The organism is Kitasatospora sp. NPDC005856, from assembly GCF_040629945.1.
Taxonomy (GTDB): Bacteria; Actinomycetota; Actinomycetes; order Streptomycetales; family Streptomycetaceae; genus Kitasatospora.
In genome coordinates, this window is record NZ_JBEXWT010000044.1 from 42,796 (window position 1) to 58,478 (window position 15,683).

Genomic DNA, 15,683 nt, shown 5'->3' on the forward strand with positions numbered 1-15,683 from the left:
GGCTCAGGCCGCCTTCCGGTTCAGCCGCATCAGGAACAGCATCGGGCCGAGGGTGACGACGAACAGCAGCAGGCTGAGCGCCGAGGCGTAGCCGAGGTGGCCGTTGAAGCCGCGGCTGTACATCTGGATCAGCATCACCACCGACATGTCCCGTCCGCCGGGGCCGCCCAGGCCGTTGGAGAGCACGTACAGCTCGGAGAAGACGCGCAGCGAACTCACCGAGATCAGTGCGGAGATGAGGATCATGGTCGGGCGCACCCCGGGCAGGGTGACGTGCCGGAACCGGTGCAGGGGGCCGGCGCCGTCCACGGCCGCGGCCTCGTGCAGTTCGCGCGGGACGTTGGCGAGGGCGGACAGGTAGATGACCATGTAGTAGCCGAGGCCCTTCCAGACGGTCAGGGCGATGGCGCTGAACAGCAGCAGCCAGCGGTCGGTCAGGAAGGGCACCGGCGAGTCGGCCAGTCCGGTCTGCCGCAGCAGGCCGTTGGCCAGGCCCCGCTCGTCCAGCACCCAGCCCCAGATCAGTGCCACCACGACGGCGGAGGCGATCACCGGGGTGTAGAAGGCGGTGCGGAAGAACGTGATGCCGGGGATCTTGCGCTGCACCAGCAGGGCGAGAAGCAGTGGCAGGACGGTCAGCAGGGGGAGGCAGACCAGCATGAACACGATGCTGTTGAGCAGGGCGTCGGCGAGCTGTTCGTCGTCCAGCAGCCGGCCGTAGTTCTCCAGTCCGGTGAACCGCCCGCCGCCCAGGGGCTTGGCGTTGGTGAAGGAGAGGATCACCGTGTTGACGGCCGGCCAGAGGTTGAAGACGGCCAGCCAGACGATCGCGGGCCCGGCGAGCAGCCAGGGGGTGAACCAACGCCGGTGGGTCATGCCGATGCCTTCCTGGGGCCGGGGGTGGTGCCGGGTGCCTGCCGAGGAGTCATGGGGCGGGGAGCGGCGGGCGTGGGGGACTGCCCGCCGCCGGTCGCCGGTACGGGGTGGGGCGCCGTGGGTCGGGTGGTGTGGTCTTCCGGTTATCCCGGTTGTTCCGGCTATCCCGGTTGTACTGGTTGTTCCGGTTGTACTGGTTGTTCCGGAGGTTCTGGTGGTTCCGGAGGTGCCGGTACGGCGTCGAGGGCCCGGTGGGATCAGCCCTTGAGCAGCTTGTTGCACTGCTCGACGGCGGTGTCCAGCGCCTGCTTCGAGCTGGTCTCGCCGCTGATGGCCAGCGCGAACTGCTGCTTGATGACGGTGCCCATCGCGTCGTCCACCTCGACGGGCTGGATCAGCTTGGCCTTGGCGAGCGAGGTGAAGGCGATCACCTTGGCGTCGCCCGCGTTGGTGCCGTCGCTCTTGCTGAAGAACGGGTCGTTCGCAGAGGCCTTGGTGGACGGGAAGACGCTGGTCAGGTGGGCGAAGGCGGCCTGGTTCTCGGGGCTGGTGACCCAGCGGGCGAGGGCCACGGCGGCGGCCGGGTTCCTGGTGTTCTTCGGGATGGACAGGCCCTGGACGTACAGCGGCGGGGTGCCCATCGCGGTGGAGGGGACGACCTTCGGGGCGAGGGTCGGGTTGTCGGTGGCGAGGCTGGTGATGAAGTTGCCGCCGCCGGTGGTCCAGGCCGCGGTGCCCGAGCTGAAGAGCTTGGAGTTGCCGGCGTAGGTGTCGGTGAGCACTCCGTTCGGCATCAGGCCCTCCTTGAAGGCGTCGCGGTACCTGTCGAGCAGCGCGGCGGCCTCGGGGGTGTTGAAGGTGAAGGACTTCCCGTCGTCGGACATGATCTTCACGCCGATGTTGTACAGGTCGCCGATGCCCGGCTTGCGGCTCATCAGATAGCTCTGGCCGCCGGACTTCTCCTTCATCGTCCGGGCCTGGGCGATCAGTGCGTCCAGGTCGGCCGGAGGCTTCTGCGGGTCCAGGCCGTACTTGCTCAGGAGCTCCGAACTCCAGTAGTTCACATCGGTGTTGAGGTACCACGGGTAGCCGAAGGTGCCCTGGTGGCCGTTGAAGCGGTAGGCGTCCACGCCGCCGGGGACGTACTCCTCGGCGAGCTTGGGGTCGGCCTTGGCGACGTCCAGCAGGACGTCCTTCTTCGCCAGCGGGAAGGCGAAGTCCGGCGGGAGGTTGACCACGTCGGGCAGACTGCCGGCGGCGGCCTGGCTGAGCACCTTGTCGGAATAGCCCTCGCCGGGCTGGTCGAGCCACTCGACCTCCACGCCGGGGTACTTCTTCCTGAAGCCGTCGATCACGCCCTGCATGTAGTCGGTGAACTTCGGTTTGAGCGCCCAGGTCTGGAGCGAGACCTTGCCCTTGACCTCGCCGGTGGCGGCCGCACTCGCCACCGTGTCGCTGTCCTTGCTGTCGCCGGAGCCCAGTCCACAGCCGGTGAGCGCGGCGGTGGCGAGCGCGGTCGTGGTCAGTGCCGCCCAGATTCTTCGCATGAGGGTCTCCCGGTCCTGGGGTGGGTGGGGGATCGTGCTGAGCTCGGGGGTGTCGGTGTCGGATCCCGGGGGGTTGTGTCGGATTCCGTAACCTGACTAACTAAACCGGTCTAGCTATGCCAGGGACTATGCTCCCGCCTAAACTCGGATGTCAAGAGAAGGAGTCGGGTTCAGTGGGCAGACCGACGATCGCCGACATCGCCCGCCAGGCCGGTGTCTCCAAGGGCGCGGTGTCCTTCGCGCTCAACGGCCGCCCGGGCGTCAGCGAGGCGACCAGGGCCCGGATCCTGCGCATCGCCGAGGAGATGAACTGGCGCCCGCACAGCGCCGCGCGCGCGCTCGGCGGAGCCCGGGCCGACGCCGTCGGCCTGGTGATCGCCCGGCCGGCCCGCACCATCGGCGTCGAGCCGTTCTTCAGCCAGCTGCTCTCCGGGCTCCAGGCGGTGCTCTCGGCCGGCTCGGTCGCGCTGCACCTGATGGTGGTCGAGGACACCGCCGCCGAGATCGAGGTCTACCGGGGCTGGGCCTCCGAGCACCGGGTGGACGGCTTCATCGTGGTCGACCTCCAGGTCAAGGACCCGCGGCTGGCGGTCCTCGACGAACTCGGGCTGCCCGCGGTGGTGCTGGGCGGGCCCGGCAAGGGCGGCAACCAGCTGCGGATCTGGGCCGACGACCGGGAGGCGATGCTCTCGATCGTCGACTACCTGGCCGCCATCGGGCACCGCCGGATCGCCCACCTGGCCGGGCTGCCGCACTTCCAGCACACCCAGCGGCGGATCCGCGCGCTGCGCGACGCCTCGCGCCGGCTCGGGCTGGAGGAGGCGGTGTCGGTGCCCACCGACTTCAGCGACGCCGAGGGCGCGGCCGCCACCCGCACCCTGCTGTCCCGGGCCAGGCGGCCCACCGCGATCGTCTACGACAGCGACGTGATGGCCGTCGCCGGGCTCGGCGTGGCGGGGGAGATGGGCGTCGCGGTGCCCGGCGAGCTGTCCATCGTCTCCTTCGACGACTCGGTGCTCGCCCGGATCGTCCACCCGCCGCTGACCGCGCTCAGCCGGGACACCTTCGCGCTCGGCGAGCAGGTCGCGCGCAGCCTGCTGGCGGCGCTGGACGAGCCCGGGCCGGGGCGGGACCTCCAGATGCCCACGCCGCGGCTGACCGTGCGGGAGTCCACCTCGCCGCCGGGGGCGGTACCGGCCGGGGCCGTCGCCGGTTCGGCCTCCGGGTCCGCCGCCGCTTCCGCTGCCGGGTCCGCTTCCGGTGCCGGTGCCGGTTCCGTCGCCGGGTCCGTCACTGGTTCCCCCGCCGGTTCCCCCGTCGGGGTGGATGCTGCGCGCATCGTTGACAGCGGTTCTGAACCGGTTTAGCCTCGCAGCGCCGAGCGTGGCCGGCAGCGCCTCGTCCCCGGGCTCCGCTCGGCGCGCTCCGCCGTACTCCGTCCGGCTCCCGCTGCCCGTTCCGCCGCTCCTCCCGCCGCCCGTCCCGCTTCCCGTCGTCTCCGTGCGCCGAGGAAGCCCGGCCGCGGCGCGCGCCCACCCGCTCCAGCACCGGCAACGCCCGCATGCAGCCGGGCCCCCGTCCACGACGGCGGGCCCGCCCCACCCTCCTCCGCTCGATCGGAGCCACCGCATGTCACGACGCCTCCCCCTGCTGCTCAGCGCCGCCCTCGCGACGGCCGCCCTGTCCGCCACCCCGGCGGCCCGGGCCGACCCGACACCCGCCGCGGCGCCCGCCGTCACCGGCACCATCCGTGCCGCTGCCACCGCGGGCGCCGGCACCCAGCCCTTCGCCTCGTACTGGTACCCCAACAGCATCCTGAACTGGGACCCGGCCACCGACCCGGACGCCCGCTTCAACCGCTCCCGCGTCCCGCTCCAGCCGCGTACGAGCGATCCGGCGCTGCGGGCCAACCCCAACGCCCGTACCGGTGAAGGGAAGATCGCCTCACTGGTCTCCTTCGGACCCACCTCCGACAACCCCTCGCAGGGCTCCGCCGACCCCAACTACTACGCCTTCGGCTACTGGCAGTACGTGGACAAGCTGGTGTTCTGGGGCGGTTCGGCCGGCGAGGGCCTGATCCTCGCTCCCAACCCGACCGTGATCGACGCCGCCCACCGCAACGGCGTCAAGGTGTACGGCACCGTCTTCTTCCCGCCCGGCGCGTACGGCGGACAGCTCCAGTGGGTTCGCGACTTCGTCCAGAAGTCCGGCAGCCGCTACCCCGTCGCCGACAAGCTCGTCCAGGCCGCGCAGTACTACGGCTTCGACGGCTGGTTCATCAACCAGGAGACCGGCGGCGGCGATTCGACCCTGGCGGGCGAAGTGCGCAACCTGATGCAGTACACCAAGGCGCAGAGCGGAACCGAGTTCATGTGGTACGACGCGATGACCACATCCGGCTCCGTCAACTGGCAGAACGCCCTCACCTCCGCCAACTCGCCTTTCCTCCAGGAAGGTTCGAAGCGCACCTCGGACTCGATGTTCCTGAACTTCAACTGGTCGGCGAGCGGGCTGAACTCCTCCCGGGCACTCGCCCGGCAGCTCGGCCGCAGTGAGTACGAGCTCTACTCCGGCATCGACACCGAGGCCAACGGCTACGGCACCGGCGTGGACTGGGCCGCCCTCTTCCCGTCCGGGAAGCCGCACACCACCTCGCTCGGCCTCTACCGCCCGGAGTGGACCTGGAAGTCCGCCACCGACCGCGCCGACTTCTACGCCAAGGACGCCCGCTACTGGGTCGGAGCCGCCGGCGACCCGTCCCGGATCGACCTCTCGGCGAGCTGGCCCGGCCTGGCCGGCTACGTGGCCGAGTCCTCGCCCATCACCGCCAAGCCCTTCGTCACCAACTTCGACACCGGGCAGGGCGACTTCTACAACGTGGCCGGCGCCCGGGTCGCCACCGGCGGCTGGAACAACCTCTCGCTCCAGGACGTCCCGCCCACGTACCGCTGGGTGGTCGAGTCGAGCGGCAGCAGGCTCACCCCGTCCGTCGACTTCACCGACGCCTACCAGGGCGGCTCCTCACTGTGGCTGAGCGGAAGGCTCGACGCCGCCAACACCGTCCGGCTGTACCAGACCAGGCTGCCGGTCGCCGCGAACACCAAGCTGGACCTGGTGGTCAGGACGCCGGCCGCCGGGCCCACCGGGCTCAAGGCCGCCGTCTCCTTCACCGACGCGCCGAGCAGCTTCACCACGATCGACGTCGGCGCCAACTCCGGTACCGGCTGGGAGCGGCACACCCTCGACCTCTCCCCGTACGCGGGCCGCACGGTCGCCCAGATCGCCGTGCGGGTCGAGGGCAGTGACCCGGGGTACGACCTCCGGATCGGCCAAGTCGCCCTCTACGACGGCTCGGTGGAGACCCCGTCGGCTCCGTCCGGCCTCACCGTGCTCGGCGCGAGCGATGTGACCGCCGGTTCCAGCCAGTCCCTGCGGCTGTCCTGGACGGTGGCGCCCGGCGGCAACGTGCACCACTACGAGGTGTACCGGCGCAACGCGGACGGCAGCCGCACCTTCCTCGGCGCCACGCCCAACGACGCGTACTTCGTCGGGCGGCTCGACCGGACGGGCGGCGAGAGCACCACCACGGTGGACGTCGAGGCGGTGTCCACCACCTACGGACGCTCGGCCGCCGCCTCCACCACGGTGAGCTGGAACGGCACCCCGCCGACCGCCACCAACCTGGCGTTGAACCGCGCGGCCACCGCCTCCGGTCAGTGCAACGCCGACGAGGGCCCGGCCAAGGCCGTCAACGGCAGCGTCGGCGGCGGGAACAGCGACAAGTGGTGCACCCTGACCTCCGCCAAGTGGCTGGAGGTGGACCTCGGTTCGGCGAAGCAGCTGTCCGCGTTCGTGGTCAAGCACGCTGCGGCGGGCGGTGAGAGCAGCTCCTACAACACCCGGGACTTCACCATCCAGGCCCGGTCGGGCGCCAACGACCCCTGGACGACCGTCGCCGACGTCAAGGGCAACACCGCCGGCAGCACCACTCACCCGGTGAACACCACGGCCCGCTACGTCCGGCTGGTGGTCACCGCGCCCACCCAGACCGGCGACCCGGCCGCCCGCATCTACGAGTTCGAGGCCTGGGGCGCGTAGCCCCTCGTGGAAAGGAAGCCCCCCGTGCCGGTCACCATCACCGCCGTCGAGAGCACCGACCTGTTCGTCGGCCCGGAGGACGCCCCGCGCCAAGTGCTGCGGGTGCGGCTGGCGGGCCCGGCCGCCCTGATCACCGTCAGCGGACCGGGAGTTCGCGGCGAGGCGACCGGCACGGGACCGGTCGAGGTCCCGTTGGAGATCAGCGGGGCCTCGCCCGGCGACCGGCTCCCGGTCACCGTCCGGGCTTCGGACGCCGTGGCGGAGGCGATCGTGGAGGTCGCCGAGCCCGGTTGGACGATGTTCCTGGTCTCGCACTTCCACTACGACCCGGTCTGGTGGAACACCCAGGCCGCCTACACCTCCCCGTGGGAACTGCTCTCCGCCGACGCCACCACCCGCCCCCTGTGGGAACGCAACGGTTTCGCCCTCGTCGACGCGCATCTGGACCTCGCCCTGCGGGACCCGGTCTACAAGTTCGTGCTCGCCGAAGTCGACTACCTGAAGCCGTACTTCGACCAGCACCCGGAGCGCCGCGCCACGCTGCGGCAGCTGCTGGAACGCGGCCAGGTCGAACTCGTCGGCGGCACCTACAACGAACCGAACACCAACCTGACCGGCGCCGAGACCACCATCCGCAACATCGTCCACGGCATCGGCTACCAGCGCGACATCCTCGGCGGTGACCCGCAAACCGCCTGGCAGCTCGATGTGTTCGGGCACGACCCGCAGTTCCCCGGCCACCTCGCCGCGGCCGGCCTCACCGGCAGCGCCTGGGCGCGAGGCCCGTTCCACCAGTGGGGCCCGATCCAGAAGAACTTCCGTGAGGCCAAGGACGACGCCCGGGTGATGCAGTTCCCGAGCGAGTTCGAGTGGATCGCCCCCGGCGGCGAAGGCGTGCTCACCCACTACATGCCGCACCACTACTCGGCCGGCTGGTGGATGGACTCGTCCCCGGACCTCGCCACCGCCGAACAGGCCGTCTACGAGCTGTACCGGAAGCTCAAGCCGGTGGGCGCGACGAAGAACCTGCTGCTGCCGGTCGGGACGGACTACACCCCGCCGAACAAGTGGGTCACCGAGATCCACCGCTCCTGGGCCGCCAAGTACCTCTGGCCGCGGTTCGTCTGCGCCACCCCGCGCGACTTCCTCGACGCCGTCCGGGCCGAGCTGGCGGCCACCGGGCGCCGACCCAGCCCGCAGACCCGCGACATGAATCCGGTGTACACCGGCAAGGACGTCTCGTACATCGACACCAAGCAGGCCCAACGGGCGGGCGAGGTCGCGGCGGTGGACGCGGAGAAGCTCGCCACCCTCGCCTCCGTCCACGGCCTCGGCCGCTACCCGGCCGCCGCGCTGGACAAGGTCTGGCGTCAACTCGCCTACGGTGCACACCACGACGCCATCACCGGCTCCGAGTCCGACCAGGTGTACCTGGATCTGCTCGGCGGCTGGCGGGAGGCGTACGACCTGGCGTCCGGCGTGCGGGACGCGGCGCTGGACGTTCTCGCCGCGCGCATCTCCACGGTGGGCGAGGGCCGGGCCGTCGTGGTGACCAACACGCTCTCCTTCGACCGGACCGACCTGGTGGCCGTCGAACTCCCCTCCGGCTCGGAGGCCGTACGGGTGCTGGACGACCGGGGTGAGGCCGTGCCCAGCGCCGTCGACCGGGGCGTGCTGCGCTTCCTGGCCGTGGACGTTCCCGCGCTCGGCTGGCGCACCTGGCGGCTGGTGGAGGGGGAGGCCGAACAGCCGTGGACGGCGGACCCCGGCACGACGATCGGCAACGGCCGGTACCGGGTGACCGCCGACCCGGCGCGCGGCGGCGGCCTGTCCTCGGTGTGGGACCTGCTGCACGCGAGGGAGTTGATCCAGGACGGCCGGATCGGCAACGAGCTGCGGGTGTACGAGGAGTACCCGCAGCACCCGGACTTCGGCGAGGGCCCCTGGCACCTGGTGCCCAGCGGGCCGGTGGTCGGCTCCGGGGATGCCACCGCTTCGGACGCCGCTGCTTCGAATGCCACGGCTTCTGACGCCGCCGCTTCGGTCCGCCGGGAGACCGGGCCGCTCGGCGAGCGCCTGGTGATCGAGGGCACGGTCGACTCCGTCCGGTACGAGCAGACCGTCACACTCTGGCGCGGTCTCGACCGGGTGGACTGCCGCACCCGGGTGGTGGACTACTCCGGCGCCGACCGACTCCTGCGGCTGCGATTCCCGGTGGACGTCCCGGGCGGCCTGCCGGTCAGCGAGGTCGCGGGTGCGGTCGTCGGACGCGGGTTCGCGATGCCGGACGTGGACTCGGCCGAGGCGCCCTGGACCCTGGACAACCCGGCCAACACCTGGTTCGGCCTCGGCGCCACGGCGCGGGCCGAGCTGACCGACCCGGCGGGGGCGGTGATCGGCTCCCGGGCCCTCGGGGTCGCGGAGGTCGTCGTCCCGACGCTGGACGACGCCGCCGACGCCCGTCCGCTGGTGGTCGCGCTGGCGCGGGTCGGGGTCACGGCCACCACCTCCGGCGCGGACTGGGCGCGGTACGGGTGGCTGGACGTGGACTCCAACCTGCCGGACTTCCGCATCGTGGTCGGCTCGCCCGAAGTCAACCTGGTGGCAAGGGAGTTGATCGAACAGGCGGGGGAGGAGCACGCAGCCGTCCTGAAGGCGCACGGCGCGGTGTGGGTGCCGGCGCTGACACCGCTCGCCGAGGTCTGGCGTCCGGATGCCGATCTGCGCGACCTGCGGGCGTTGCCGGCACTCGTCGTCTCCGATGCGGCGGCGCTGATCGACGACCTGGCCGACGCGCGGATCACCGCCGTCTGCCCGTCGGCCGTTGCGGACCAACTGGCGGACCACACCGTGGCGTTGCTCAGCTTCGGCCTGCCCGGCTTCGCCGTCGACACCACCGGCGCGCTGCACCTCTCGCTGATGCGCTCCTGCACCGGGTGGCCGTCCGGCGTCTGGATCGACCCGCCCCGGCGCACCCTGCCCGACGGAGCCTCCTTCCAACTCCAGCACTGGACCCATGAGTTCAGCTACGCACTGGTTGGAGGAGACGGCGACTGGCGGGACCAGACCCTCCCCGCGCAGGGCCAGGAGTTCAACCACCCGCTGTACGCCCGGATCGCCCCGGCCCAGGAGGGGCCGCTGCCGGCCACCCTGTCCTGGCTGCGGGTCGAGCCGCAGCGCGAGGTACTGCTCGGCGCGCTCAAGCCGGCCGGCAACCCGATTGCTCGCGGCTCGGCGGCGCCGGTCGGCCCGGACCTGGCCGTCCGCCTGGTCGAGTCGACGGGCCTCGGCCGGACGGCGCAGCTCAGCGGCGCGCTCGGGCTGGGCTCGATCCGGGCCGCTGACCTGCTGGAACGTCCGCTTCCCTCCGACGACTCCGTTCTCGACCTCTCCGGTTCGCAGATCGCCACCATGCTCGCCACTCCGGCTCTGTCGGCCGTGGAAGGCGGCCCGGTGATGGGCGCGGTCGCCGAACCCGCCCAACCCGTCCATGCCCGCTACTGGCTCCACAACCGGGGCCCGGCCCCGCTCGGCTACCTGCCGGTGTCCGTCGGCGCCTCGCCCGGGCTGCTGCGGACGACGGGGGAGCCGGTGACGCTCTCGGTGGCCCTCTCCTCCCAGCTGCGGGACGCGGCGGTGGAGGGCACGGCGGTGGTGCTGCCGCCCGAGGGCTGGACGACCAGCCTCGGCAGCCGCCCGTACCGGCTGGAGGCGGCCGGCCACCTGCGCTTCCCCGTCACCCTCACCCCGCCGGCCGACGCCGAGCCCGGGCTGTACTTCGCGGCGGTGAGGATCGAGCACGACGGCCAGCAGATCGAGGACGTGGTGACCATCGCCGTCGGCGAGCTGCCCGATCTCCTGCCCGTCCCCGGGGACACCCCGGAGGACTGGACGATCGCCCAGGGCACAAAGGCGGTGGTCGGCCGCGACACCGGCCTGGACGTCGCCGTCTCCCACGAAGCCCTGCGCCTCACCCCCGGCGTCCGCGCCACGTTGAGCCTCACCCTCACCAACCGCACGCGCGGCGAGATCCGGGGCGAGCTCCAGCTCGTCTCGCCGTGGGGCACCTGGGAGGCCATCGCGGACCCGGTACGCGGCTTCACCGTCCCGGCCGCCACCTCCACGACCGTCGACTTCGCCATCGCCGCCCCCGAATCCGCCGACCCGGGCTCGTCCTGGGCCCTGGCGAAGGTGATGTGGTTCGGCCGCTGCCAGTACGCCCCGACCGTCGCCCTGGTGGTGGAGGCATGACCCTCGGCCTGCTCGACGGACGCCCGATCCCACGGACGGCCCTCGACCGCCGCCTCGCCGCCCTGCGGAACGGCCCGCGCGCCACGGCGCTGCCACAGCCCGGCAGTTCGGAGGCCCGCCAGCTCACCCGATGGGTCGCTCAGGTGCTGCTGACCGAGGCGTTGTGCGAGGCGGTGGCCGCCGAACGCAACCTGCCCGTCGGCCCATCGACTCCGACCCACCTCGACCAACAAGCCGCCGTCGAACTCGGCTCCATCACGGCGGCCGCCTACGAGGGCAGTGCAGCCGTCCAAGCCGTCTACGACGCCGTGACGGCCGACATCGAGCCCTCACTCGCCGAAATCGCCCACTACCGCACCATGACCACCCGGCCGACAACGGAACGCTGGCACCTCGCCCTCCCCGACGGCGAGCTGGAGGCCGACCCCGACACCCTCCCGACGGCCCTCGCCGAAGCCCTCCGCACAGCGCCCGAGGGCGAGTGGGTCACCGCCGGCCCCTGGAAGGCCGCCCTCCTCGCCATCCACACCACCCCGGGGAGCGACGACCCGACCGCCGCCCTACGCGACGCCGCCCGCCGAGCAGAGTTCGTCCGCTGGCTCGACCACGAACGCGCCCACCGCCTCACCCTGGTCGAGGGCCTGGAACACCCCGGCGACCCCGCCCAACCCGACAACCACCACCGCCACTGAGAACCCGGACAGCCCTTCGCTCCGTGGAGCGAAGGGCTGTCCGGGTCGTAGGCGTCACCCTCGGCGTGGCACCGGATGGTCCAGGGAGTCGAGCCACACGGTGTGGGTGCTCGGAGTGACCGTGAGGCCGAACCGATCGAAGCCGGGGCGGCCCTGGTCGTCCCACCAGCGCCAAGCGTTTTCGACCTCGTCCCAGAGGTTCCGGGGGCCGGACTGGTACACCTCGTACTCCGTGCGGCCCCGCTCGTAGTCGGCGGAGGCCCACGACAGCGTGTCGCGGCTGTAGAGCCACAGCGTGTACGCGCCGTCGTCGTAGCGCTCCGCCCGCCAGAACGCACCGGGCACACCAGCCCCGATGACGAACTGCTCGAACCATCCGCCGGTGTCGGGAGGGGCCAGTGCGGTGGTGCTTCGCACCCCATCCGCAGGCCACTCCTGCCCGTGCAGGTAGTCCTCGAAGTGCGGCCGGTCCGTCCGTTGTTGGCGCAGCCGCATGAACGCCGAACTCCGGGTGAAGCGGCCGCTCGCGCTGGTCCCCTCGTCGTTCACGGTCAGCCGGACGATCTGCTCGCCGCCGTACTCGGTGCCGAACGGCGCCACGATGATCCCGCCGGGGGTCAGCTGCTCCAGCCACGCCGGAGGGATCTCCAGCAGGGAGCAGGTGGCGATGATCCGGTCGTAGGGTGCCCCGCCCGGCCAGCCCTGCCGTCCGTCGCCCTCGACGACGGTCGGGGCGAGTCCGGCCTTGGCCAGGTTCTCCCGGGCGCCGCGTGCGATGTCGGGGTCGTACTCGACGGTCACCACGTTGGGGTCACCGAGACGGTGGGCCAGGAGGCCCGCGTTCCATCCGGTTCCGGTTCCGACCTCCAGCACCCTGTCGCCCGGGCGTACGTCGAGGTCCTGGAGCATCGAGAACACCATCGTGGGCATGGAGTTGGACGAGCTCGGGGTCGTGCCGAGTCCGTCGCCCTTGTGGTCGCCGTCGTCCCACTGCGTGGTCAGCGGGATGTCCGAGCAGACCGCCCTCCGCCATGCCTCGGGGTTCTGCGACCGGTCCATCACGAGGGTCTGCCGGGTGCCGTCCGCGATGCCCGGCCAGATGCGGTCCGGTACGAACAGTTCACGGGGAACGGCCCGGAATGAGGGGAGCCAGTCCGAGGAGAGCGCGCCGCCGGCCACCAGCGCGGAGGCGAGCCCCTGGGGACTCGCCTCCTGGTGCGTCTCGCCGGTCACTTGCCGCCGCCCGCCGGGGACGAGCCGTCCGAGGTGTTGCCACCCTCGTCGGAGCCGCCACCGCCATGCCCGGCGCCCTTGTTGCTGTCGTCCTGCTGGCCGCCGCCCTTGCCGTCGCCGGAACCGCCTCCGTGCTTGGCCATCTCACTACCTCCGTACTGGTTGGGCCCAACGGGCGGCTGCCCGCCGGGTGGTGCTCACACAGGCCGAAACTCCGCCGTCGTGGTCGCTGAGGCGGTTAATGGCCACCAGCGCTCCGCGGTTCTCTTCCTGGTGTTCGGAGGGACGTCCGCGTTCCCGGTTCTTCGCCGCCATACGCCTCCTCCCGCACCGTCACCAGGATCCGATAGTGCCCGGGACGGTGAAACCTCACCCGAAGGACACTCCGGAGCGTCCCTCGCGCGGTACAACGTCCCTGCAGGAGTCCAGGCTTCACGGGGAGACATGCGAGATGCCGAACGAGCGGCTGAAGGCCGTGATGTTGTCGGGTGGTTGGACACACGCTGCCTTGGCGGACAGGGCCGGAGTGGACGGCAAGTCGGTTGAGCGATGGGTCAATCAGAACCGGACACCCCGGTTGGGGACGGCCCGAGCGGTTGCCGACGCACTGGGAGAGGACATGTTCGCTCTGTGGCCGAGCCTGCGGCAGCCTCGCGCGGCAAGGGCGATGAGTCCTGAGTTGGTGGCTCTCTACGAACAGCGCGCCGACATTCCGGTGTCCTTCTTCGTGGATCTGTTCGGGAGGGCAGCGGAACGCATCGACGTGCTGGTTTACGCCGCTGTGTTTCTGCACGAGACATACCCACGGCTCAACGATCTGCTGCGGGGACGTGCTGCTGAGGGCTGCGCGGTCCGGATCGCACTCGGCGACCCTGGCAGCGAGAACGTCAGGCAGCGTGGCGAGGAGGAGAAGTTCGGTCACGGGATCGCGTCCCGGTGCCGCCTCGCTCTCATGCACTACCGTCCACTGCTCGGTACACAAGGCATCGAGATCCGCATCCACGGGACCACCCTGTACAACAGCCTCTACCGGGCAGACGACGAAGTCCTGGTGAATGGGCATGTGTGGGGGGCCAACGCCTTCGGAGCACCTGTCTGGCACCTGCGACGAACCGGCACAGGAATGCTGTTCGACACCTATGCTGCGAGCTTCGACGCGGTATGGGACACCGCACAGCCGGTTGAGGAGAGCTGATCACGTGGCACGGACCGAGTTCTATGACGATCCCGACGCGCCCAAGCCGAATCGGCTGGTCGTGGCCGCGTCCGCAGTGGTGGCGGATTCCGAAGGGCGCATCCTGCTCCAGCGGCGTACGGACAACGGGCTGTACGCGCTGCCAGGCGGGACGATGGATCTCGGCGAATCGCTTCCGGGCACGGCCGTCCGGGAGGTCCGTGAAGAGACCGGGCTTGACGTCGAGATCACCGGACTCGTGGGCACGTACACCGATCCCCGGCACGTGATCGCCTACTCGGACGGCGAAGTCCGGCAGCAGTTCAACATCTGCTTCACCGCACGCGTCACGGGTGGCGAGCTGCGGATCTCGGACGAGTCCACCGACCTTCGGTTCGTCGCTCCGGGCGACATCGGAGGGTTGCCGATGCACCACACCCAGCGTCTCCGGCTCGAACACTATCTGGCGCGCAGGGCGACCCCCTATCTCGGCTGAGCTGCCGCGACTTCTCAGCGGCGGCCACGACCGGGACGATCCGGTCGTCGCTGCCGTGCACGATCCAGGTCGGGATGTCGAACCGTTCCAGATCCACCGCCAGGTCCGGATCACTTTGCATCGGCCCCTCGCTCTGCGGAGCGAGGGGCCGATGGTGTCAGGTGGCGGAGCTGGTGTGGTGGTCGAACTCGCCGGCTTTGGCGGCGTCGAGGAACGTGGCGAACTTGACGGGGTCGGTGCGGACTATGACGTCGGCGTCATCTGACTCGCGGAGCTCCACCAGCCCGCATTCCGTGCGCAGTTCGACGCAGTTGTCCGTCGCGCCGGAGTAGCTGGACTTCTGCCATGTGGAGCTAGCCATGCTCTTGTTCCATCTCTTTCTTGACAGATCGGATCAAGTCTCGTGAGGCCTCCTCGGACAGGGCCGTGGAGGCCATCTGCGCGATCAGGGCGCGGAACCTCGCAAGGTAAGCCGGAGCGTCGAAGAGACGGATTCCGTGTCCGGTGTCCATCTCTGCACTGTCCAACTCGGTGATCGGCCCTGCCGCATAGGTGAAGTTCTCGCTGGGGCTCGGGACGACCCCTGCGCTGAACGGCACCACTCGAACGGAGATGTTCGGGTGTTCCGAGTCTACGTCGAGTGCGTTGAGCTGTTCGGTGAGCACGCGTGGCCCGCCGAACTGCATGTGGAGGGCTGCCTGATGGATGAACGCCGTGTACGGCACGGCACCGGAGCGGACCACTCGCTGGCGCTGTATGCGAAAGGCGGCCCTGAGGTCGATCTCGTGGTGGGGCAGCGGAGGGTAGGTCTGGGCGAACAGGGCGGTGGCGTAGGCGCCGGTCTGCAGCAGACCAGGGATCAGGGACGTCGAGTACGTGGTCAGCCGTTCCGCGTCGCTCTCAAGCTCCGCGACCTCAAGGAAGTCCGTCGCCAGGGTGTCCCGGTACTCCTCCCACCAACTGCTCCTACCGCGGTTCGTGATGATGTCGGCGAGTGCGTCGATCAGGGGTTGATTGACGCACATGCAGGTCGCGGCGATCGTATGAAGCCGTTCGATACTGATGCCGATCTTTCCGGCCTCCATCTGTGTCACCTGGGCCGGGTTCATTCCGACGGCGCGGCCGAGCTGACTGCCGCCGAAGCCGGCCTGTTCCCGCATCCTTCGAAGCTCTGCGCCGAGTCGGCGTTGGCGGAGTGTGGGGTTGGTGCGAGCCATTGGTTCCTTCCGCGGCAAGGGTGATCCCAGTCTGCAGCGCAGGGCGGGCGACGGTCCATCTTCGGGCTGGTGATGCCACCTTAGAGGGAATGTCGCGGA

The 15,683-nt window shown here is 70.6% G+C and carries 12 protein-coding genes; 6 read left to right on the plus strand and 6 right to left on the minus strand.

The genetic code is table 11. The annotated features are described in order from the left end of the window. Positions 1–3: 3 nt before the first annotated feature. Both ABZ449_RS24975 and ABZ449_RS24980 read right to left on the minus strand, forming a co-directional pair. Positions 4–876 carry a sugar ABC transporter permease gene (locus ABZ449_RS24975; RefSeq protein ID WP_360349810.1) on the minus strand — a complete coding sequence of 291 codons (873 nt, stop codon included), beginning with the start codon at positions 874–876 and terminating at the stop codon, positions 4–6. A 257-nt stretch (positions 877–1,133) separates the two neighbouring features. Next, positions 1,134–2,423, minus strand: coding sequence for a sugar ABC transporter substrate-binding protein (locus tag ABZ449_RS24980; protein ID WP_360349813.1), 1,290 nt, complete (start codon positions 2,421–2,423; stop codon positions 1,134–1,136). A 173-nt stretch (positions 2,424–2,596) separates the two neighbouring features. On the opposite strand from ABZ449_RS24980, the gene ABZ449_RS24985 reads away from it, so the two are divergent. The 4 genes from ABZ449_RS24985 to ABZ449_RS25000 all read left to right on the plus strand — a co-directional run bounded on the left by ABZ449_RS24985 (position 2,597) and on the right by ABZ449_RS25000 (position 11,464). Then, on the plus strand, positions 2,597–3,790 hold the full coding sequence (locus ABZ449_RS24985) for a LacI family DNA-binding transcriptional regulator (RefSeq protein ID WP_360349816.1): 1,194 nt from the start codon (positions 2,597–2,599) through the stop codon (positions 3,788–3,790). Between the two features lie 262 nt (positions 3,791–4,052). Then, entirely contained in the window at positions 4,053–6,521 is a 2,469-nt protein-coding gene (locus ABZ449_RS24990; RefSeq protein WP_360349819.1) for a discoidin domain-containing protein, read from the plus strand. Positions 6,522–6,545: 24 nt separating this feature from the next. Continuing rightward, positions 6,546–10,772 carry an NEW3 domain-containing protein gene (locus tag ABZ449_RS24995; RefSeq protein WP_360349822.1) on the plus strand — a complete coding sequence of 1,409 codons (4,227 nt, stop codon included), beginning with the start codon at positions 6,546–6,548 and terminating at the stop codon, positions 10,770–10,772. Next, positions 10,769–11,464: a hypothetical protein gene (locus ABZ449_RS25000; RefSeq protein WP_360349825.1), complete on the plus strand. Its 696-nt coding sequence runs from the start codon at positions 10,769–10,771 to the stop codon at positions 11,462–11,464. Before ABZ449_RS24995 ends, ABZ449_RS25000 begins: the two co-directional genes overlap by 4 nt. Before the next feature lie 54 nt (positions 11,465–11,518). Here the strand turns inward: ABZ449_RS25000 and ABZ449_RS25005 are convergent, their stop codons facing one another. Beyond that, a complete protein-coding gene (locus tag ABZ449_RS25005; protein WP_360349828.1) occupies positions 11,519–12,697 on the minus strand; it encodes a methyltransferase domain-containing protein in 1,179 nt (392 codons plus the stop codon). Then, on the minus strand, positions 12,694–12,840 hold the full coding sequence (locus ABZ449_RS25010) for a hypothetical protein (protein WP_360349831.1): 147 nt from the start codon (positions 12,838–12,840) through the stop codon (positions 12,694–12,696). Before ABZ449_RS25010 ends, ABZ449_RS25005 begins: the two co-directional genes overlap by 4 nt. 308 nt (positions 12,841–13,148) lie before the next feature. Here ABZ449_RS25010 and ABZ449_RS25015 point away from each other — a divergent pair, with 308 nt between their 5' ends. Both ABZ449_RS25015 and ABZ449_RS25020 read left to right on the plus strand, forming a co-directional pair. Continuing rightward, positions 13,149–13,892: a helix-turn-helix domain-containing protein gene (locus ABZ449_RS25015; protein ID WP_360349834.1), complete on the plus strand. Its 744-nt coding sequence runs from the start codon at positions 13,149–13,151 to the stop codon at positions 13,890–13,892. Positions 13,893–13,896: 4 nt separating this feature from the next. Beyond that, positions 13,897–14,367 (plus strand): NUDIX domain-containing protein, encoded by a 471-nt coding sequence (locus ABZ449_RS25020; protein ID WP_360349836.1) that lies wholly within the window; start codon positions 13,897–13,899, stop codon positions 14,365–14,367. Between the two features lie 157 nt (positions 14,368–14,524). Here ABZ449_RS25020 and ABZ449_RS25025 read toward each other — a convergent pair whose 3' ends face one another. After that, on the minus strand, positions 14,525–14,728 hold the full coding sequence (locus ABZ449_RS25025) for a DUF397 domain-containing protein (RefSeq protein WP_360349839.1): 204 nt from the start codon (positions 14,726–14,728) through the stop codon (positions 14,525–14,527). Next, positions 14,721–15,584: a helix-turn-helix transcriptional regulator gene (locus ABZ449_RS25030; RefSeq protein ID WP_360349842.1), complete on the minus strand. Its 864-nt coding sequence runs from the start codon at positions 15,582–15,584 to the stop codon at positions 14,721–14,723. Before ABZ449_RS25030 ends, ABZ449_RS25025 begins: the two co-directional genes overlap by 8 nt. Positions 15,585–15,683 lie beyond the last annotated feature (99 nt).

Coding starts and splice junctions, on each gene's coding strand:
- ABZ449_RS25015 (WP_360349834.1), top strand. CDS start 13,149: ATGCCGAACGAGCGGCTGAAGGCCGTGATGTTGTCGGGTGGTTGGACA.
- ABZ449_RS24975 (WP_360349810.1), bottom strand. CDS start 876: ATGACCCACCGGCGTTGGTTCACCCCCTGGCTGCTCGCCGGGCCCGCG.
- ABZ449_RS25030 (WP_360349842.1), bottom strand. CDS start 15,584: ATGGCTCGCACCAACCCCACACTCCGCCAACGCCGACTCGGCGCAGAG.
- ABZ449_RS25025 (WP_360349839.1), bottom strand. CDS start 14,728: ATGGCTAGCTCCACATGGCAGAAGTCCAGCTACTCCGGCGCGACGGAC.
- ABZ449_RS24990 (WP_360349819.1), top strand. CDS start 4,053: ATGTCACGACGCCTCCCCCTGCTGCTCAGCGCCGCCCTCGCGACGGCC.
- ABZ449_RS25000 (WP_360349825.1), top strand. CDS start 10,769: ATGACCCTCGGCCTGCTCGACGGACGCCCGATCCCACGGACGGCCCTC.
- ABZ449_RS24980 (WP_360349813.1), bottom strand. CDS start 2,423: ATGCGAAGAATCTGGGCGGCACTGACCACGACCGCGCTCGCCACCGCC.
- ABZ449_RS25010 (WP_360349831.1), bottom strand. CDS start 12,840: ATGGCCAAGCACGGAGGCGGTTCCGGCGACGGCAAGGGCGGCGGCCAG.